The sequence below is a fragment of the Streptomyces sp. NPDC053542 genome (assembly GCF_044544685.1).
In the GTDB taxonomy this organism is placed as follows: domain Bacteria; phylum Actinomycetota; class Actinomycetes; order Streptomycetales; family Streptomycetaceae; genus Streptomyces.
Genome location: NZ_JBITXL010000001.1, coordinates 597,760 through 616,748, shown reverse-complemented (window position 1 = coordinate 616,748; position 18,989 = coordinate 597,760). Strand labels below are relative to the sequence as shown.

General features: G+C 71.8%; 12 protein-coding genes and 1 pseudogene. 9 read left to right on the top strand and 4 right to left on the bottom strand.

Annotated features, from left to right (window positions below; translation table 11 throughout):
* Positions 1-179: 179 nt before the first annotated feature.
* The 4 genes and pseudogenes from ACIGXO_RS02740 to ACIGXO_RS02725 all read right to left on the bottom strand — a co-directional run bounded on the left by ACIGXO_RS02740 (position 180) and on the right by ACIGXO_RS02725 (position 4,428).
* The gene (locus ACIGXO_RS02740) at positions 180-1,364 is read right to left on the bottom strand and encodes a GAF domain-containing protein (protein ID WP_399779301.1); all 1,185 of its coding nucleotides are present in this window, start codon (positions 1,362-1,364) and stop codon (positions 180-182) included.
* 128 nt (positions 1,365-1,492) lie between these two features.
* Positions 1,493-1,708: pseudogene (locus tag ACIGXO_RS02735) on the bottom strand (aldehyde dehydrogenase family protein); the annotation flags it as partial.
* A 69-nt stretch (positions 1,709-1,777) separates the two neighbouring features.
* Positions 1,778-3,196 (bottom strand): 2-oxoadipate dioxygenase/decarboxylase family protein, encoded by a 1,419-nt coding sequence (locus tag ACIGXO_RS02730; RefSeq protein WP_399779299.1) that lies wholly within the window; start codon positions 3,194-3,196, stop codon positions 1,778-1,780.
* Positions 3,197-3,243: 47 nt separating this feature from the next.
* Entirely contained in the window at positions 3,244-4,428 is a 1,185-nt protein-coding gene (locus tag ACIGXO_RS02725) for an NAD(P)/FAD-dependent oxidoreductase (RefSeq protein WP_399779297.1), read from the bottom strand.
* A 119-nt stretch (positions 4,429-4,547) separates the two neighbouring features.
* Here ACIGXO_RS02725 and ACIGXO_RS02720 point away from each other — a divergent pair, with 119 nt between their 5' ends.
* The 9 genes from ACIGXO_RS02720 to ACIGXO_RS02680 all read left to right on the top strand — a co-directional run bounded on the left by ACIGXO_RS02720 (position 4,548) and on the right by ACIGXO_RS02680 (position 18,983).
* Complete coding sequence (locus ACIGXO_RS02720; protein WP_399779295.1) at positions 4,548-5,411, top strand: LysR substrate-binding domain-containing protein; 864 nt, start codon at positions 4,548-4,550, stop codon at positions 5,409-5,411.
* Positions 5,412-5,962: 551 nt separating this feature from the next.
* Positions 5,963-7,441, top strand: coding sequence for a sugar transferase (locus tag ACIGXO_RS02715; RefSeq protein ID WP_399779294.1), 1,479 nt, complete (start codon positions 5,963-5,965; stop codon positions 7,439-7,441).
* A gap of 73 nt (positions 7,442-7,514) precedes the next feature.
* Complete coding sequence (locus ACIGXO_RS02710) at positions 7,515-8,843, top strand: nucleotide sugar dehydrogenase (protein WP_399779292.1); 1,329 nt, start codon at positions 7,515-7,517, stop codon at positions 8,841-8,843.
* Entirely contained in the window at positions 8,833-10,098 is a 1,266-nt protein-coding gene (locus tag ACIGXO_RS02705; RefSeq protein WP_399779290.1) for a glycosyltransferase family 4 protein, read from the top strand. Before ACIGXO_RS02710 ends, ACIGXO_RS02705 begins: the two co-directional genes overlap by 11 nt.
* The gene (locus ACIGXO_RS02700; RefSeq protein WP_399779288.1) at positions 10,095-11,498 is read left to right on the top strand and encodes a Wzz/FepE/Etk N-terminal domain-containing protein; all 1,404 of its coding nucleotides are present in this window, start codon (positions 10,095-10,097) and stop codon (positions 11,496-11,498) included. Before ACIGXO_RS02705 ends, ACIGXO_RS02700 begins: the two co-directional genes overlap by 4 nt.
* Complete coding sequence (locus ACIGXO_RS02695; protein WP_399779286.1) at positions 11,495-12,901, top strand: Wzz/FepE/Etk N-terminal domain-containing protein; 1,407 nt, start codon at positions 11,495-11,497, stop codon at positions 12,899-12,901. The genes ACIGXO_RS02700 and ACIGXO_RS02695 overlap by 4 nt, the downstream gene beginning before the upstream one ends.
* Before the next feature lie 3 nt (positions 12,902-12,904).
* Positions 12,905-14,830 (top strand): asparagine synthase (glutamine-hydrolyzing), encoded by a 1,926-nt coding sequence (gene asnB / locus ACIGXO_RS02690; protein WP_399779284.1) that lies wholly within the window; start codon positions 12,905-12,907, stop codon positions 14,828-14,830.
* The gene (locus tag ACIGXO_RS02685) at positions 14,827-17,016 is read left to right on the top strand and encodes a bi-domain-containing oxidoreductase (protein ID WP_399779283.1); all 2,190 of its coding nucleotides are present in this window, start codon (positions 14,827-14,829) and stop codon (positions 17,014-17,016) included. The genes asnB and ACIGXO_RS02685 overlap by 4 nt, the downstream gene beginning before the upstream one ends.
* Positions 17,013-18,983: an alginate lyase family protein gene (locus tag ACIGXO_RS02680; RefSeq protein WP_399779281.1), complete on the top strand. Its 1,971-nt coding sequence runs from the start codon at positions 17,013-17,015 to the stop codon at positions 18,981-18,983. Before ACIGXO_RS02685 ends, ACIGXO_RS02680 begins: the two co-directional genes overlap by 4 nt.
* Positions 18,984-18,989 lie beyond the last annotated feature (6 nt).

Below are 18,989 nucleotides of genomic sequence, written 5' to 3'. Positions count from 1 at the left end.
TGGCTGTCTGACAGGTCCATGGGGGTGATCCTGCGGGCTGTGCGTCGGCGGTGTCAAGAGGTGTCAAGACTTGGCTTCCCGGCGCGGGAGGGGACGAGGAGCCGCAGGTCACACATCTCGGGCGAGGCCGGTACCCGGTTCCCAGCCCGGCAGGCCGGTCGGGGCGCGGGGATCGTCCGTTACCGTCCGGGGTGAATCGTGAGCCGTACGCCCTCGGCGAGGCGGTAGGGGCGGGTGCCCACGATGGCTCCGAGGAGGCGGCGGAGGCGGCTCACCTCCGCCCGTGCGGTGACGAGGTGGTCGGGGTCGCCGAAGAGGGAGCGGCTCAGTGCGGCCGCGGTCAGGCCGGCCGGGCCGGCTGAGTGCAGCAGGGACAGGATCTCGGCGTGGCGCCTGGTGATGCTCCGGCACCAGCTGGTCTCGCCGCAGCTCGCTCGCAGCACCGGTGCCCCGGACAGGTCGAGGTCGAGCAGTACGGTGCGGCCGCGGCCCGCCGGGCGGACGAGCCAGCCGTTGGCCGGCCGCTCCGGCAGCCAGGCGCCGAGGCCGGGCACGGCGATGGCCCGGCCCGCCCGCGGCGCGGCGATCCGGTCGCCCACGGCGACGCCCGCGCGGTGCGCGACCCAGCCGTTGTCGTCCACGACCAGGGCCGGGCCCGTACCCCCGGCCAGCAGTGGTTCGGCCAGCTGCCGCAGTGCGTCCAGCCGCTTCTGGTGCGAGCGCCACAGCTCCGCCTCGGCCAGCCGCGTCGCTGCCTCGACCAGCATGCCGACCGCGGGGTGCAGGGACAGCGCCGGGCCGCTGACGTCGATGACGCCGAGCATCTCACCGGTACGCGGGTCGTGGATCGGGGCGGCACTGCAGTACCAAGGGTGCTGGCCCTGCTCGTAGTGTTCGCCGGCGAGGAGCTCGACGGGCGCGGCCTCGGCCAGCGCGGTGCCGATCGCGTTCGTACCGACCTTCGCCTCCGTCCAGTCCGCGCCCTCGGTGAATCCGAGTGCGTCGGCCCGGCGGCGGACGGCGGAAGCGCCGGCGCGCCACAGGACGGCGCCGTCGGCGTCGGTCACCACGAGCATCATGGTCGCCGCGTCCGAGGTGGCGTTGAACATGTCGGCGATGCGGTCGACGACGTCGCGCAACGGTGAGTCGTACCGTCGGCGCGCGACCTCGTCCGCCGCGAAGAAGTCGCGCTTGTTGACGCGGTCCGCGATCAGCCCGAGCTGCCGCATGCGCGACCAGGAATGGGAGACGATGTCGCGCGGAGACACCGGCGGGCGGGTGCCCGCCATGACCGCCTCGTGCATCCGGACCAGGTCCCGGGCGTGGGTCGGGAGGTTCCGGCCCGGTGGGACGGCGCCGCGCATCAGCACCACCTCCTGGCCCACCGCACCGTCGCGTCAGCCGCCTCAGGATAGGGAGCCGGCCGGGGCGATCGCTACGGTCCTGCACGTGTGCGATGGGAGCCGGCCGGGGGAATCACAGGGTCCTGCAAGTCGCAGATGTCGACCATCTCCTGGACCTCGCCCAGCGCCTCCGAGCGGACCTTGCCCGCCTCGATGGTGATGAGGTCGGCCAGGTCACTCTTGTGCGCGCGCAGCAACTCGCCCAGGCGGCGGACGAGTTCACCGCGGCGCGGGGCCGGTGTGGCGCGCCAGGAGAGGAAGGCCGTACGGGCCGCCGCGATGGCTTCCTCGGTGGCCGCGGCAGTGGTGGGCGCGCTCACGCAGGTCTTCGGTGGCGGGGAGGGTGGCGGCGGTGGGAGTGGTCATGATGTTCCTTACTGGGTACGGGAGTTGAGGGGTCGTCGGCCGAGCGTGTCGTCGAGTTCCAGCTCCTGGGCGATCTGGGCGAGGGAGTGGTTCTGCTGCCGCTCGTACAGGGCGAAGGGGTCCAGGACCTCCCGGCCGATGGCGCCGGAGAGCCAGTCGCTGTCGTACGCGGTGGCTGCCTGCGCGTCGTCCCTGGAGCCCTCTCCGCTGAGGTTGGACTGGAAGATGCCGGCCGCCGAGCGCGGCAGGAAGTCCTCGTAGACGAGGGGTGCGGCCTCGACCCAGCCCTGTGCGAGCAGCTCTCCGACGGTGGCGGGCGGGCGGCTGCCGTCGCGCGGACGGCCGGGGGAGACCCGGTAGGTGAAGTACGCCAGGCCCTGCGCGGCGAGCGCCTGCTCGGTGTCGGGGAGGTGCTCGGCCCACAGCGCGCGGGCGATTTCGGCCCGGTCCGCGCCGGGATCGCGGGTCAGCTGCTCGTCGATGAGGCCGAGCAGGCGGTCGTAGCGGGCCCGGCCGTCGCGGGTGAGCGCGATGCCGCGGGCCTCCACCTCGCCGAACCGCACCCGCAGCGCGCCGCTCTGCACGCTGCCGTCCGGCGCGCGCATGGCCCGGGGCTCGGCCAGCGCCCGGAAGGACGTCTGGCGCAGCAGGACGTCAGGGCCGTGCCAGGCCGGCGGGCCCTGAATCGTGTCGATCATCTCGATGCCGCGCGCGGTCATCCGCCGGTACAGCTCGTCGATGTCCAGGACGCGCGGGGTGAGGTGGTTGATGTGGGTGCTGCGTACGCCGCCGATGTCGGCGGCGACGGCGGAGACCTTCTCCAGCGTCTCGTACCAGCTCTTGTCGATCGGCTCGGTGGACAGCTCGAAGGCGCGCACGGCGAGCTGGAGGAAGCGCTCGGCCTCGGCGTCCGGGAGTTCCTTCGCCGCCTCGGCCCGGTCGGCCAGGGTGAGCAGTTCCGGCGGGAACAGCTCGCGGCCCGCGAGGAACGTCTCCAGGCGCGAGCGCAGGTCGGCGTCGAAGAACCGGGGGTCGGCGGGGGTGAGCATCGAGGTGAAGACGCGGAAGGGGTTGCGGGCCAGCTCCTCGCCGTCGACGGGGCGGAACGCGGTCGACACGACGGGCACCGCGCTGGCCGCGGCCTCGCGCAGATCGTAGAAGCCGACCGGGTGCATGCCCAACGCGCCGAAGATGCGGGCGACTTGTCGCATCTCGCCGGGGGTGCCGACGCGGATGGCGCCGTGCCGCTCCGCGGTCACCCGGCCGATGGAGCCGAGCCGTTCGGCGTCGGCGCCCTGTGTGCGCAGCACGTCCTCGTTGACCTCGCGGGAGACGTCCACGAGTGTGGTGTAGGCGGGCACCTCCCGTCCGTACATGTCCGAGAGGCGGGCGGCGAAGGCGGCGCGCAGCTGCCACTGGCTGATCATCGAGAGGGCTGCCTTTCGGTCGGTCGGGTTCACACCACTGGACGGGTTCACACCACATGGGCTTCGGGGCGGATCTCGGCCCCGGACCGGAAGCGGTCGGCGCTGAGGGGGGAGATGTCGACGAACGGTGTGCGGTCCAGGTACAGGTCGCGCACGATCTCGCCGACGGCGGGGGCCTGCAAGAAGCCGTGGCCGGAGAACCCGGTGGCGTACAGGAAGTTGTGGAGCTCGCTGGAGCGCCCGATCAGCGCGTTGTGGTCAGGGGTGTTCTCGTACAGTCCGGCCCAGCCGTCGACCGTCTTCATGTCGGCGAGCGCGGGGGCACGGTCCCGTACGACGTCCCGGAAGAGTGCGAGCCACTCCGGTGTCCAGGTGGTGTCAAAGCCCTCCGGCTGGTCGGGGTCGGCGAGGCCGAACAGCAGGCCGTCGTCGCTGTTGTGGAAGTAGGCGGACGAGGAGAAGTCGATGGTGAACGGTATGCGCGGTGCCGGGGGCATCAGCGGCTCGGTGAACGCCAGTTGGCGGCGGACCGGACGTACCGGCAGGTCGACGCCCGCCATGTCGCCGATCTGCCCCGACCAGGCGCCGGCCGCGCAGATGACGGCGGAGCAGGCGATCGTGCCCCGGTCGGTGTGCACGGCCGTGACCCGGTCGCCGGCCGTGTCGATGCCGGTCACCGCGGTGTGCGTGGCGAAGGTGACGCCGCTCCGGGCCGCGGCGTCGGCGTAGCCCCGCACCACCAGGCCCGGGCGGGCATGGCCGTCGGTGGGGGAGAAGACGGCGGCCACCAGCCCTTCGGTGGTGACGTACGGACAGAGCCCGCTGGCCTCTTCGGGTGTGACCATGCGGCTGGGGACGCCGAGAGCGTTCTGCGTCCGGACGCTCTCCTCGAAGCCGGCGGCCTGTTCGTCGGTGGTGAGGAGGAAGAGGTAGCCGACGGTGTCGAGGCGGATGTCGGCGCCCGGGCGGTGCGGGAAGTCCTGGTAGGCGCGCAGGCTCCGGCTGCCGAGTTCGATGTTGAGCGGGTCGGAGAAGTGGGCGCGTACGCCGCCGATGGGCTTGCCCGAGCTTCCGCTGCCCAGGTCGCCGCGTTCGACCACGACGATGTTGCGCACGCCGGCTTCGGCCAGATGGAAAGCGGTGCTGGTACCCATCACACCGCCGCCGATGATCACGACGTCGGCGGTGGGCGGAACGGTGCTGCGGGCGGATGAGGAGGAGAAGGTGGACAAGGCGCCGATCCCTTCCGTGCATGGCTCGTGTGTGGCTCAGTGCAGGACGAAGAGTGCTGATCAGCTGTCTGGCCGACATCGTGCAGTACACGGGCCGTTGACGTCCATGAACAGTTTGTGTGCCCGACCTGTCAGGGCTGACCGACGCCGGACTGACACTGGCCCGGCACGCCGAGCGGATCCTGTCCACGGAGGCCGAGGCCGTCGAGGCGCTGGAACGCAGCCGCAACGAGGTCTCCGGGGTGCTGCGGGTCGGCCTGTTCGCCACCGCGGCGGCTGAAATCCTGCCGCTGGCCCTGCAGCGGGTACGTATGGCCCATCCCGAACTGACCGTGCACAGCCGCGACATGGACGTGGACGAGGTGTACGACGCCGTCGCCTCCGGGAGCGTGGACCTGGCGCTCGGCCTGGACTACCCGGATGTGCCCATCCGCCGCGATCCCGCGCTGCGGATGCTGCGCTTGTACCGGGAGCGGTTCTCCCTCTCGGTGCCCGCAGGGTCGATGGACGGCCGCGCCGAGGTCTCCCTGACCGACACCCGGGACCTGGGGTGGATCCGGCCGTCGGCCGAGAGCTACTACGGCCGGGCCGTGCGCACGGCCTGTCGCCGCGCGGGTATCGAGCCCGATGTACGGCACGAGGTGACGGACACCGCGGCCACGTTGGCCCTGGTCGAGGCGGGTATCGGGGTGAGTGTCGTGACGGACCTGATGCTCCGGCTCCGTGCCTCGCGCTTCGACGTGGTGCGGCTGCGCGAGCGGATCGAGCGCCACATCGTCGTGGTGTTCCGCTCCTCCGCCGCATGCCGGCCCACGGTGGCCGCGCTGGTCGACGTCCTGCGGGCGGTGGCGGGAACCCGACGCGCGCACCGGCATAGGGCAGGCGCCGTGCGCCCTGCGTCACCTGTCCATCAGCGTTGCTTGCCCTCGGGGCCGCAAGGTGTCGCCCCGGTATCCCTTCTGCCGACCGCGGGTCGTGCGTGAAGCAAGGGCCGGATGCCCGTCTGAGCCGTGTCCCGCCTGCGCGTTGTGCTCATGCGACCTGCGGGCCAACGCCGTTTCGGCCGCCCGGAGAACGCCCGTCACCACAGGTCACAAAGCATGTCACCGTCACCAGGGCACCCACGGCGGTCACCAGCCCGTCACCGATCAGTCGACCCGTCTCCAAATCTTGACCACAATTTCCACACATCCCTCTCTTCAGGCGGGCTTCCATGGTCTAGATTGACGTTGCTTCACATGGTGTGACACGAAGCGACAAATAGTGACTTATTGGTCGGGTGCCGCGGACAGTCGGTAACTGTGTCCGCGGCGCCGGACGGGGGGACGGTCAATTCTCGGGGCCCGCGAGGGGGCCTTGGGTGCGGGAGGGGAGCACCCGGGGTTCCGACGGGTTCCCGCGCATCTTGAGTGGTCGGCAGGGCATGCGGGTCCCTGCTGCCCGGATGGTTGCTCAAACGGTGCTGAACATTCGGAATGTCATGCGCGGCGCGGGAGGCGGGGGCCTCCCGGGGGATGGGAACCGGGGGGTTTCTGTGCGGCAGGGGGGATTAGTCGGCCCTTTTCCGTCGGCGGGCGGGCGTCTGACGGACGGGGCGGCCGGCCGGCCGGTGAGCGACTGGGAGCAGCGGTACCGCCGTACCGTGATCACCAGCGACACCGTGGCCACCGGCTTGGTCGTGGCGGCGATCGGCAACTTCTTCGGCGTCCGGGACGCGGCCAACTGGCATGAGAAGTGGGGAATTCTCGCCTTCGGCACCGAACTGCTGGTGCTGGGCGCGCTTGCGGTGAGCCGGTCGTGGGCGCCGGCCGTGCTCGGCCAGGGCGCCGAGGAATTCCGCCGGCTCGGACGCTCACTGTTCACCGCGACCGTCGTACTCGCGCTCGGCGGGATCGCCCTCACCTCGCGCAACATCAAGCTCTGGATCTTCGTCGCGATCCCCGCCATCGCGCTCGTCACCATGACCGAGCGGTACGTGCTCCGGCTCCGGCTGCACAGACAGCGGAACCAAGGGCTGTGCCTGAGACCGGTGCTCGCTGCCGGGAGCCCGGACACCGTGCGCGACCTGATCAGCAGGACCCGCAAGTTCCCGCACCTCGGCTGGCGGGTGGACGGGGTGTGCACGACGGACGGTCGCGGGCTCGACGGTGACCAACTGGACGGAGTGCCGGTCGTCGGCCGGCTGGAGGACGTCGCCAAGCACGTCCGCCACGACGGCTACCGGGTCGTCGCGGTCACACCGGACCCGCACTGGTCACCGGACCGGCTGCAGCGGCTGGCCTGGAACCTCGAAGGCAGCGACGCCGAGATGGTCGTGGCACCCGTACTGATGGAGGTGGCCGGCCCGCGGCTGCACGTCGACGCGGTGCTCGGAATCCCACTGCTGCGGGTCAGCATGCCGACCTTCACCGGCGGGCGCCGCGCGGTCAAAGAGGTCGTCGACCGGGTGGGTGCGGCGGTCCTGCTGATGCTGTTCGCGCCGCTGATGGTGGGTGTCGCACTGCTCGTGATGGTGGACAGCCGGGGTGGTGCGTTGTACAGCCAGCGCAGGGTCGGCAAGGACGGCCGCGAGTTCACCATTTACAAGTTCCGCACCATGGTCACCGGCGCTCATCGGGCACGTGCCGAGCTGGCCGGCCACAACGAGGGCGCGGGGCTGCTGTTCAAGCTCCGCCGGGATCCGCGGGTGACCCGGGTGGGAAGGGTGCTCCGCCGGTACTCGCTCGACGAACTCCCGCAGCTGTTCAACGTGCTCACCGGATCGATGTCGCTCGTCGGCCCGCGGCCTCCGTTACCGGAGGAGTGCGCCGCGTACGACCCGGACATCCGGCGGCGGCTGCTGGTCAAGCCCGGGCTCACCGGCCTGTGGCAGATCAGCGGGCGCAGCGACCTGCCGTGGGAGGAGGCGGTCCGCCTCGACCTGCGGTACGTGGAGGACTGGTCGCTCGCCCTGGACACGGTGATCTTGTGGAAGACGCTGCGTGCGGTGCTCCACGGGCAAGGGGCGTACTGATGCGCGGGGAGCCGGTTTCCGGCCGACGCACGGGTCGCAGGCCGCAGGGGCCTGCCTGGGGGAGGAACGAGGCATGAGAGTAAGCGTCTTCGGGCTCGGCTACGTGGGCTGCGTGTCAGCGGCGTGCCTGGCCGGCATGGGCCACGAGGTCATCGGGGTGGACGTCAGCCAGGTGAAGGTCGACCTGGTCAACGACGGCAAGGCCCCCGTGGTCGAGGAGCGGATCGGCGAGCTCACCGCCGAGGTCGTGCGGACCGGAGCGTTACGCGCCACCCGCGACGTCCGCGAGGCGATCATGCACAGCGACGTGTCGCTGATCTGCGTGGGCACGCCCTCGGAGCCCAACGGCAGCCTGTGCACCACGTACTTGGAGCGGGTCACCGAGCAGATCGGCGCGGCACTGGCCGAGCGCAACGGGCCGGGCGGGCGGCACACCGTCGTGTTCCGCTCCACCATGCTCCCGGGCACCTGCCTGAACCTGCTGGTACCGATCCTGGAGAAGAACGTCGGCGGCACGGCCGGGGTGGACTTCGGGGTCGCGGTCAACCCGGAGTTCCTGCGCGAGGGCACCAGCGTGCGGGACTTCTTCGACCCGCCCAAGACCGTCATCGGTGAACTCGACGCGGCGAGCGGCGACGCGGTGACGAAGCTGTACGGCGGCCTGCCCGGCGAGGTGTTCCGGGTGCCGGTCCCGGTGGCCGAGGCGATCAAGTACGCCGACAACGCGTTCCACGGCCTCAAGATCGGCTTCGCGAACGAGCTGGGCGCGGTGTGCCAGGCCCTCGGGGTGGACTCGCACCAGGTGATCGACGTGTTCCTGGCCGACCGCAAGCTGAACATCAGCCCCGCCTACCTGCGTCCCGGCTTCGCCTTCGGCGGCTCCTGCCTGCCCAAGGACCTGCGCAGCCTGGTCCACGCGGCGCACCGGGCCGACGTCTCGGTGCCCATCCTCTCCCACGTACTGCCCTCCAACTCCGACCATCTGCAGCGCGCGGTGGACATGGTGGAGCGCACCGGCAAGCGCCGGGTGGGCCTGTTCGGGCTGTCCTTCAAACCCGGCACCGACGACCTCCGCGAGAGCCCGCTCGTCGAGCTGGCGGAACGGCTCTTCGGCAAGGGCTACGACCTGCGGATCCACGACGCCAACGTGAGCCTCTCCCGGCTGATCGGCGCGAACCGCGAGTACATCGAGACCCGGCTGCCGCACCTCGCGCAGCTGCTCGCCGACTCCGTCGAGGAGGTGCTCGAACACGCCGAGGTGTGCCTGGTCGGCACCAAGGACCCGGCCGTGCTGTCGGCGCTGCCCCACGGCGACGACGGCCCGGTGCTGATCGACCTCATCCGCCTTCCCGACGCCGAGGCGCGCCGGACCGAACCGGGATACATGGGCCTTGCTTGGTAACACGACCAGGGGCGACGCGCCGGACCGGCGCGCGCTGATCCTGGTGGAGAACCTGTCGGTGCCGTTCGACCGGCGGGTGTGGCAGGAGTGCACGACACTGCGTGACGCGGGCTGGACGGTACACGTCATCTGCCCCCAGGGCAGTAAGCGGGACACCGAGCCGGAGGCAGTGATCGACGGGGTGCGGATCCACCGCTACCCGTTGCGCGCGGCCACCGGCGGGCCGGCCGGCTATCTGCGCGAGTACGGATCGGCGTTGTGGCACACGCTCCGGCTGGCCCGCAAAGTCGGCCCGGTCGACGTGGTACACGCCTGCAACCCGCCCGACCTGCTGTTCCTGCCCGCGCTGTGGCTCAAGCGGCAGGGCGCGCGGTTCGTCTTCGACCAGCACGACCTGGTGCCCGAGCTGTACCTCTCCCGGTTCGACCGCGGCAAGGACCTGCTCTACCGCACCGTGTGCGCGCTGGAACGGCGGACCTACCGTGCCGCGGACATCGTGCTCGCCACGAACGAGAGCTACCGTGACGTCGCGCTGCGCCGTGGCGGCAAGAAGCCGGCGGACGTCTTCGTGGTGCGCAGCGCGCCCGCCGTCGACCGCTTCCAACCAGTGCCGCCCGAGCCGGAGTTGAAGCGCGGCAAGCCTCATCTGCTGTGCTACCTCGGCGTCATGGGCCCGCAGGACGGCGTCGACTACGCCTTGCGGGCACTTGCGAAGCTGCGCGACGAACTCGGGCGGACCGACTGGCATGCGGTGTTCGTCGGCGCCGGCGACGCCTTCAACGCCATGGTGGCGCTCTCCCGGCGGCTCGGGCTCTCCGAGCAGGTGCAGTTCACCGGGCGCATCCCGGACGCCGACCTGGTGCGCTACCTGTCCACCGCCGACGTGTGCCTTTCCCCCGACCCGCGCAACCCGCTCAACGACGTGTCGACCATGAACAAGGTCCTGGAGTACATGGCGATGGGCCGGCCGATCGTCTCGTTCGACCTGCGGGAGGCACGCGTCTCCGCCGGCGAGGCCGCCGTTTACGCACCCGCCAACGACGAGGCCGAATTCGCGCGGCTCATCGCGCTGCTGCTGGACGATCCGGAGCGGCGGGACCGGATGGGCAGGATCGGCCAGGAGCGGATCAGCGGGCCGCTCTCCTGGCGGAACTCGCAGGCATCGCTGCTCGCCGCCTACGCGGCTGCGTGCCAGGACCGCACTTCGGTGTCGGCGGCCGGCACGGTTCGGGCGGGGCGGAGAGCACGGCGTTGAACGAAGACACGATCCGCCTGGTCACGATCGGGCGGATGCTCCGCGGGCGCTGGCGGCTGCTCGCCGTCCTCACCGTGGTGGGCGCGCTCGTCGGCTACGGCACCTCGGTGGTGTTCCCGCCGCGGTACACGGCGTCGGCATCGGTACTGCTGCCGGGGCAGTGGGAAGAGCGCGAGCTGCTGACCCAGGTGGACATCGCGACCAGCTCGTCGGTGGTCGACCTCGCGGCCGCCGAGCTCGGCTGGCAGGGCGTCAGCGGCCTCGAACTGCGGGACCGGGTGACCGCCAAGGCCGCCGACGGGAACATCATCACGATCTCGGGTACGGCCGACACCCCGGCGCGCGCGCAGCAGCTCTCCGACCAGGTGGCCCAGCAATTCGTCGGCTTCGCCGCGCGGATCGCGGGCGGCGGCACCGACCCCGACGCGGCCACGGGGACCGAGGCGCTGCGGAAGAAGGTCGTGGAGACCAACCGCCGCATCACCGACCTGGCCAACGCCGCCGACCCGGGGCGGACCGTGGAGGGCGTGCAGGCCCGCACCTCGCTCGAGAAGCTGCGCACCTCCCTGGAAGAGGCCATGACGAAGCTGGACGAGGCCGACCCGGCGAACGACAAGGCCGGCATGGTCGTCATGGGCCCGGCGCCCCGGCCGACCGGTGCGACGCCGCCGACGAGGCCGCAGCTCATCGTCGCCGGGGCGCTGCTGTTCTTCCTGCTCGCGGTCGTCGGCCACCTCGTCGCCGTACGGATGAACCGCCGACTGCGTACCGAACCGGAGATCGCCGCGGCGCTGGGCTCGACGCTCCTCGGCACCGTCGACGTACCTGTCGATGCGTCTGTCGATGTGCCTGTCGCCGTACCTGGTGAACGCCGCGCGCACCGGTCGGAGGGCCGTGGCACGAGGGCCCGGATCCGCCGCTTCCTCGGCCTCGACACCCGGTGGGACGTACCGACGCCGCAGAGGTCCGGTGACGAGGCGGGCAGGCGGATCCGCTACCAGCGGGTGTGCGCTCGCCTCCGGAACCAACTGCCGGCCACCCGGCGGCTGCTCGTTGTCGTACCGCACGGCGACGAGACCGCCCTCCGGGCCGCCGGACAGCTCGCCGCCGAGGCCGGAAGCAATCCGCTGCTGCGGGTGGTGGAGGTCTCGGTGGACCGGCCCATCGTGCCGGACAGTGACACCGAGTCCGGTGCCCTGATCGTCCTCAGCGCGGGCAGCTGGACCGCGGAGGAGCTCGCCGGCCTCGCCGAGGCGTGCGCGGACGGCCGGCACGAGGTCGTCGGCATCGTCGTCGCCGGCCCGGTACTGGCCCGTCCGACGCGGTCCGCCGGCGGTTCTCCGGACCACACCACCCCGGCCCTCGCGGTGCGCGGCCACGCGACGGGAGGTTCGGTGTGACGACGAGTACGACTTCCGAGCCGTCGGCCGCCGTTCCGCTGCTCGACCTCCAGGCGCTGGTGGCGGCCGTGCGCAGACGCCGCCGCCTCTGGTGCTCCCTGGCGCTGCTGGGGCTGCTGGTCGGTGCGGCGGTGGCGGTCCTGCTGCCGCCACCGCCGACCGCGGTGACCAAGGTGCTGGTCGCGCACAAGGAGGACCAGCCGAACGACACCGGAACACTGATGCGCACCGACGTCGCGGTGCTGGGGACCTCACGGATCGCCGAAAAGGCCCTGCGGTCCCTCAACTCCCCGGAGAAGCCAGCAGACTTCATGGAGGACTACCTGGGCACCGGCTTGACCAACAACCTGTTGCAGATCGATGTGACAGGTGACAGCGACGCGGAAGCGGTGGCCCGCGCCAAGGCGCTGGCCGATGCCTTCATCGCGGACCATGTGAAGCGGATGCGGGAAGCCGCAAAGGCCGAGGCCAAGGCCCTCACCGATCAGCGTGACCGCATGCGGGACGAGCTCGCCCAGGTCAACAAGGCGATCGGGGGCCGATCGCCGGACCGCGACCCGGAAGCCTCGGCGAGCAGCGAGTCGCTCTTCGCCCGCCGGGCCGAGCTCACTTCGCGGATCGCCGACTACGGCCAGCGCGCCGAGGAGGCGCACCTCGGCACGCCCCGGGTCATCGCCGGCACGCAGATCGTGGACGCCCCGCGCGCGGTGCGGCACTCCCTGCCCAAGGCCGTCGCCACCGACGGCGCGATCGGGCTCGTCCTCGGGCTCGTCCTCGGACTCGCGCTGGCCGCGGTCGGCGCGGTGGTGGCGGACCGCCCGGTGCTGCGCCGGGACATCGCGGCGAACCTGGGCGCCTCGGTCATCGCCGAGCTGCCCCGCCGGTCGGGCGGGCGGTGGCAGCGCCGGCGGACCCGGGCGGCACACGAACGCCTCACCACGACCCTGGCCCGCACCGTGCGCGGCTCCGCGGAACCGGTATCGCTGCTGGAACTGGGCTGTGCGCGCAGCACGAGCGTGCTCGCCACGGATCTGACCAGGGCACTGGGCGCTGAGGGGCCGGCCGTCGGCGCCGGCTCGGTCGCGCCCGGCACCGCGTGGACCGACCTGCGGTACCTCGGCACTCGGACCGTGCTCGTCGTACGGGCCGGGCACGGCAGCGCCGCATGGCTGCACACTGTGGCGCGGCAGCTCGCGGACCAGTGCATTCCGGTGCTCGGTGTGGTGCTGATCGACCCCGATCCGCGGGACCGGACCGACGGCACGCTGTGGGACGGGCTGCACATCGCACTGCGCGGCCAGAGCGAGCGGCTGACCCGGCTGAACGGGACCGGCCGGCACCGGTCGGAGCGGCTGTCGATGCCGGCCGCACGAGTCCCGGACAACGACGAGGAGGTGCGGTAGCACATGTGTGGCATCGCAGGCACGTACAGATGGCCGGACGGCAAGATCGTGACCGACCGGCTCACCGACACCCTCGCCCACCGCGGTCCGGACGGGGCGGGCCGGTACAGCCACTCCGCCGGTGACGGCGAGGTGCACCTCGGCCACCGCCGGCTGGCCATCATCGACCTGTCCGGGACCGGCGCCCAGCCGATGGTCTCGGACGGCCTCGCCCTGACGTACAACGGCGAGCTCTACAACGCGCCCGAGCTGCGTGCCGAACTGGCCGCCGCCGGAGTGCGTTTCCGCGGCACCTCCGACACCGAGGTGCTTCTTGAAGCCTGGCGGCGCTGGGGCACGGACTGCCTGCCCCGGCTGCGCGGCATGTTCGCCTTCGGCATCTTCGACGAGCGCACCGGTGAACTGGTGCTGGCCCGCGACCAGTTGGGCATCAAGCCGCTGTTCCTCCTGCGGCGCGGCGCGGGCCTGGTGTTCGCCTCCGAGCTCAAGGCGCTGGCCGCCGCCACCGGCGGGTCGCTGGAGGTGGACCACGCGGCGCTGGTGGCCTCGCTGCTGTACTACTGGGTGCCGGACTCGCGCTGCGCGTTCCGCGAGGCGGAGAAGCTGCCGCCGGGGAGCTGGCTCAGGGTGCGGCCCGACGGCCGGGTGGAGCGCGGCCGGTACTGGCACCTGAAGGACGTCGCCGCCGAGGGCCGGGAGCGGGCCCGCAGCGGCGAGCAGCCGGATCTGGCCGCCATCGTCGAGGAGTCGACCCGGCGCCACCTGCTCTCCGACGTACCCGTGGCGACCTTCCTCTCCGGCGGCCTCGACTCCAGCTGGCTGACCGCGCTTGCGGCCCGCCACCGGCCCGGGATCTCCGCCTACACGATCGGATTCCGCGCCGAGGACGCCAGGTTCGAGGCGATGCCGGACGACCTGCGCTACGCCCGGCAGGTGGCCGAGCGGTTCGGCGTCGACCTGCACGAGATCGAGATCGCTCCGAACGTGCTCGACCTGCTGCCGCGGATGACGTACCACCTGGACGAGCCGATCGGCGACCCCGCCGCCATCAACACCTTCCTGATCTGCTCGGCAGCACGGGAAGCCGGGGTCAAGGTGATGCTCTCCGGGATGGGCGCCGACGAGCTGTTCGCCGGATACCGCAGGCACCTGGCCAACAAGATGGCACTGCGCTACCAGCGCGTCCCGCGCCCGTTGCGGCGCGGGGTGTCCGCGGCCGTCGACCGGCTGCCGGTCGCCACCAGCCGCCGGGGGCTGCGGTCCGTGCGGTTCGCGAAGCGGTTCCTGTCCTTCGCCGAGCTGCCGGAGGAGACCGCCTTCCGGCGCAGCTACACCATGTACGACCGGGACGAGCTGCTCGCGCTGGTCGACCCGGACCTGGCCGGCACGGTCGACGACGTGCTGAGTGAGCACGCGGACATCTACGAGGACAACGAGCTCGACGACTTCGTGAACCGCATGTGCCTGGGCGACTCCCGGATGTTCCTGCCGGGTCTGAACCTCGCCTACACCGACCGGTCGAGCATGGCCGCGTCGACGGAGGTGCGGGTGCCGTACGTGGACGTCGAGGTGGTCAAGGCGGCGTTCGCCTTCCCCGGCGACCGCAAGATCGCCGGACGGCAGGGCAAGGCCGTGCTCAAGGAGGCGGCCACCTCGATCCTGCCCCGGGAGATCGTCTACCGGCCCAAGGGCCTGTTCAGCGCGCCGCTGCGGGCCTGGATGAGCCGGGACCTCGCGCCGCTGGTGCGCGAGGTGATCAACGACGGAGAGCTCGTCAAGTCCGGGTTCCTGCGCCGCGACGCACTGCGGCGGCTGGTGGCCGAGGACGCCGCCGGGCAGCAGGACTTCTCCAAGCATCTCTGGCATGTGCTGACCCTCGAGTACTGGTACCGCGGCGCAGTGTCCAAGCAGTCCAAGGAGTTCGTGTGAAGCAGGTCGTGCAGAACTACAAGAGCGGCGAGCTGGCGCTGCTCGACGTGCCGGTGCCGGGGTGCAAGCCGGGCGGTGTGCTGGTACGGACCGCGTACTCGCTGATATCCACCGGTACCGAGATGATGAAGGTCTCCGAGGCCGGCATGTCGATGGTGGGCAAGGCCCGCTCACGCCCCGATCAGGTGGCCAAGGTCATGCAGAGCGTGGCCACCAACGGGGTGCCCGCCACCTACCGCAAGGTGATGGGCAAGCTGGACTCCTACACGCCGCTGGGCTACTCGCTGTGCGGGGTGGTCGAGCAGGTCGGCGCCGGGATCGACGATGTGAAGGTCGGCGACCTCGTGGCCTGCGCCGGCAATGAGCACGCGTTGCACGCCGAGCTGAACTGGGTACCGAAGAACCTCTACACCCCGGTACCGGACGGCCTCGCGCCGCGGCACGCGGCCTTCGGCACCGTCGGGTCCATCGCGATGCAGGGCGTCCGCCAGGGCGAGCCACAGCTCGGCGAAGTGGCACTGGTCATCGGCCTCGGCCTGATCGGGCAGCTGGTGGTGCAGCTCCTCACCGCCTCGGGAGTCCGCGTCGTGGGCGCCGACCCCGACCCGGCGCGCTGCGAGCTCGCCGAGCGGCTGGGCGCCGCGGCCTGCGGCGATCCCGCCTCCGCTGCCGTCGAGACCGCCGTCGCCGAGCTCACCGGCGGGCACGGCGTCGACCAGGTGTATCTGGCCGCCGGCGGCAACAGCAACCAGCCCGTCGAGCTGGCCGCCCGGCTCTGCCGGGACCGCGGCCGGGTCGTCGACATCGGCAAGTGCCGCCTGGACCTGCCGTGGAACGCGTACTACGAGAAGGAGCTGGACGTCCGGTTCTCCCGGTCGTACGGTCCCGGTCGCTACGACCCGGAGTACGAGCTGGAAGGCCGGGACTACCCGATCGGCTACGTGCGCTGGACCGAGCGCCGCAACCTGGCGTGCTTCCTCGATCTCGCCGCCCGCGGCAGCGTCGACGTGCAGCCCCTGATCTCGCACATCGCCGACTTCGACGACGCCGTCGAGACGTACCAGCGTCTGAAGGACGGCGAGTTGAAGGCCGTGGCGGTTCTCTTCCGCTATCCCGAGGAGAAGGTGGAGGCCGAGGCCCCGGCGGTCGCCGTGCCCAGGGTGACCGTGAAGCCGAGCCCGGCCCGGAGCGTGAAGTCGCCCGTGCGCCTCGCGTTCATCGGCGCCGGAAACTACGCCACGTCGATGCTGCTGCCGCACCTGGCACAGCGCGACGGCGTCGAGCTGTCGACCGTCGTCACCACGACGGCGCTGTCCGCGGCCAACGCGCAGCGGAAGTTCGGCTTCGCCGAGGCGACCACCGACCTCGACGCCGTACTCGGTGACAAGTCCATCGACGCGGTGTTCGTCGTCACCCGGCACAGCTCGCACGCCGAGCTGACCCGGAAGGCGCTGCTGGCGGGCAAGGCCGTGTTCGTGGAGAAGCCGCTGGCCCTCACCGAGGACGAGCTGGCCGGCGTACTGGCCGCGGTGGAGGAGTCCGGCAACGACCGGCTCCAGGTGGGCTTCAACCGCCGGTTCGCGCCGCTGCTGCAGGAGGCCAAGAAGCGGTTCGGCGCCCGGACCGGTCCGGCGAGCCTCCGCTACCTGGTCAACGCGGGCCGGCTGCAGCACGGCAGTTGGTACCTCCAGCAGGGTACCGAGGGCTCGCGGTTCGCCGGTGAGGGCGGACACTTCATCGACACGGCGAGCTGGCTGCTCGGGGCCGACCCGGTCTCGGTGTACGCGGTCGCCCCGTCCGGCAACGAGGACCTGCAGGTCGTACTGCGCTACCCGGACGGGTCCACCGCCACCATCAGCTACGTCACCACGGGCCCGGCCAGTCTCCCCAAGGAGACCCTCGACCTGGTCGCGGACGGCAAGGCGCTGCGGCTCGACGACTTCGTCCGGGCCTCGGTGTATTTCGAAAAAAGCACAGCCGGCCGTAAGAAGTGGGACAGCTCGCGGCTGCCCAAGGCCCGGGACAAGGGCCAGAACGCCGAGCTGGCCGCGTTCGTCAGGGCCGTCCGGACCGGTGGGCCGATGCCGGTGCCGCTGGAGTCGCTGGCCGCCACCACCGCGGCCACCCTCGCCGTGCAGGCCGGCCTGGCCGACGGCGCGCCGGTGACGCTGGAGCGGGCACGATGACCATGAGCGCGGGCTGGTACTTACGACGCCTTTCCCGGATGGAACCGCGGGAGATCGGCGGCCGGGTGGGCGACGCGGTGCGCCGACGGCGGTGGCGGTCGGCACGCCCTGACTGCCCGAGCGTGACCGGCGCCCACTGGGGGGCCGGGGGGCATCCCCCGGGAAGACGCAGCACGGCGGTACTGCCCGCCGGGACCATCGCCGCCATACCTCCGGACGCCGCGAAACGCCTCGTCGCCGAGGCGGACCGGCTGATGTACGGGCACATCGAGTACTTCGGTGTGGTCCGTGACGACCTGGTCGACCCGGACTGGTGGTACGACCCGAAGACCGGCCGCCGGGCTCCGTGGGGCTACGCCTTCGACGTGCCGTACCGGGACGAGGAGGCGGTCGGGGACATCAAGCAGATCTGGGAGCCGTCCCGGCACCAGTACCTCACCGTGCTCGCCGCCGCCTACGCGGTCACCGGGGACGAGCGGTACGCCGAGCGCGTGGCCGCGCACCTGCGGTCGTGGTGGGCGGCCAACCCACCGCTGCGCGGCGTGCACTGGATCAGCGGCATCGAGCTGGGCATCCGGCTGCTGTCCTGGGTGTGGGTCCGCCGGCTGCTCGACGGCTGGGCCGGCGCGGCCGGGCTGTTCGAGGACAACCCGGTGGCGCGGAACCAGATCTGGCACCACCAGCGCTGGCTGGCCGCCTTCCCCAGCCGGGGGTCGTCGGCGAACAACCACGTCATCGCCGAGGCCGCCGGGCAGTTCGCCGCGGCCTGCGCGTTCGACTGGTTCCCGTCGTCGGCGCGCTGGCGGGCGAGCGCGTTGCGGTCGCTGGAGCGCCACCTGCGCGCCAACACCTTCCTCTCCGGTCTCAACCGGGAGCTGGCCACCGAGTACCACGGCCTTGTACTGGAGCTGGGCCTGGCCGCGCTGGCCGAGGCGGATGCCGCCGGTGTGCCGGTCCCCGCCACGGTCCGGCTGGTACTGCTGCGGATGACCGACGCGCTCGCGGCCGTCGTGGACAACCGGCTGCGGCCGCCGCGCCAGGGGGACGCGGACGACGGACACGGTCTGATCGTGGACGGCGCGGGCACCGACCGCTGGGGCTCGCTGCTGGCCACCGGGGAGGCCGTGTTCGGCCGGCTCGCCTGGTGGCCGGCGGTGACCGGCACCGACGTGCGTACTCCGTTGCTGGCCGCGCTCATCAAGCCCACTGCGCTGTCCGTGTCCCGGCCGGCAAGCCGCCCCGCGCACTTCGCCGACGCGGGCATGACCATCCTGCGCGGCCCGGGGGAGATCTGGTGCCGTTGCGACGGCGGTCCGCACGGCTTCCTGTCCATCGCCGCACACGCCCACGCCGACGCGCTGTCCGTGGAGGTCCGGCACGACGGGGTCGACGTGCTCGCCGACCCCGGGACGTACTGCTACCACGGGCAGCCCGAGTGGCGGCAGTACTTCCGCTCGACCCTCGGCCACAACACCCTGCAGCTGGACGGCGCCGACCAGTCCGTCTCCGGGGGCCCGTTCCTGTGGACCCGGCATGCGCGCACTCGCGTCCTGGAGGCGGGTGCGGCCCGCTGGTCTGCCGAGCACGACGGCTACCAGGGCGCCGTGCACCGACGCCGGGTCGAACTTGCCGCCTCGACACGGGAGGTGAGGATCGTCGACGAGGTGCGCGGCCCGGGCCGCGACGTACGTCTGGCGTTCCACCTCGGCCCCGCGATCACCGCGCACCTGACGGGCGACCGAGCGGTGCTCACCTGGACCCTGGACGGCGAGCACCGCTCCGCTGAGCTGGAGCTGCCCGGCGAGCTGAACTGGCGGGCGCACCGCGGCGAGACCGCGCCCCCGCTGGGCTGGTACTCCGCCGGCTTCGGGCGCAAGGAACCCACCACCACCCTGATCGGCACCGGCTTCACCGACAGCGCTGTGCTGCCGGGGGAGTTCACCACCGTGCTCAGGTTCCACGGCTAGGGGGGC

Excerpts from the sequence above, each read along its gene's own strand:
- ACIGXO_RS02740 (WP_399779301.1), bottom strand. The coding sequence starts at position 1,364 with ATGCGCGGCGCCGTCCCACCGGGCCGGAACCTCCCGACCCACGCCCGG.
- ACIGXO_RS02730 (WP_399779299.1), bottom strand. The coding sequence starts at position 3,196 with ATGATCAGCCAGTGGCAGCTGCGCGCCGCCTTCGCCGCCCGCCTCTCG.
- ACIGXO_RS02710 (WP_399779292.1), top strand. The coding sequence starts at position 7,515 with ATGAGAGTAAGCGTCTTCGGGCTCGGCTACGTGGGCTGCGTGTCAGCG.
- asnB (WP_399779284.1), top strand. The coding sequence starts at position 12,905 with ATGTGTGGCATCGCAGGCACGTACAGATGGCCGGACGGCAAGATCGTG.
- ACIGXO_RS02680 (WP_399779281.1), top strand. The coding sequence starts at position 17,013 with ATGACCATGAGCGCGGGCTGGTACTTACGACGCCTTTCCCGGATGGAA.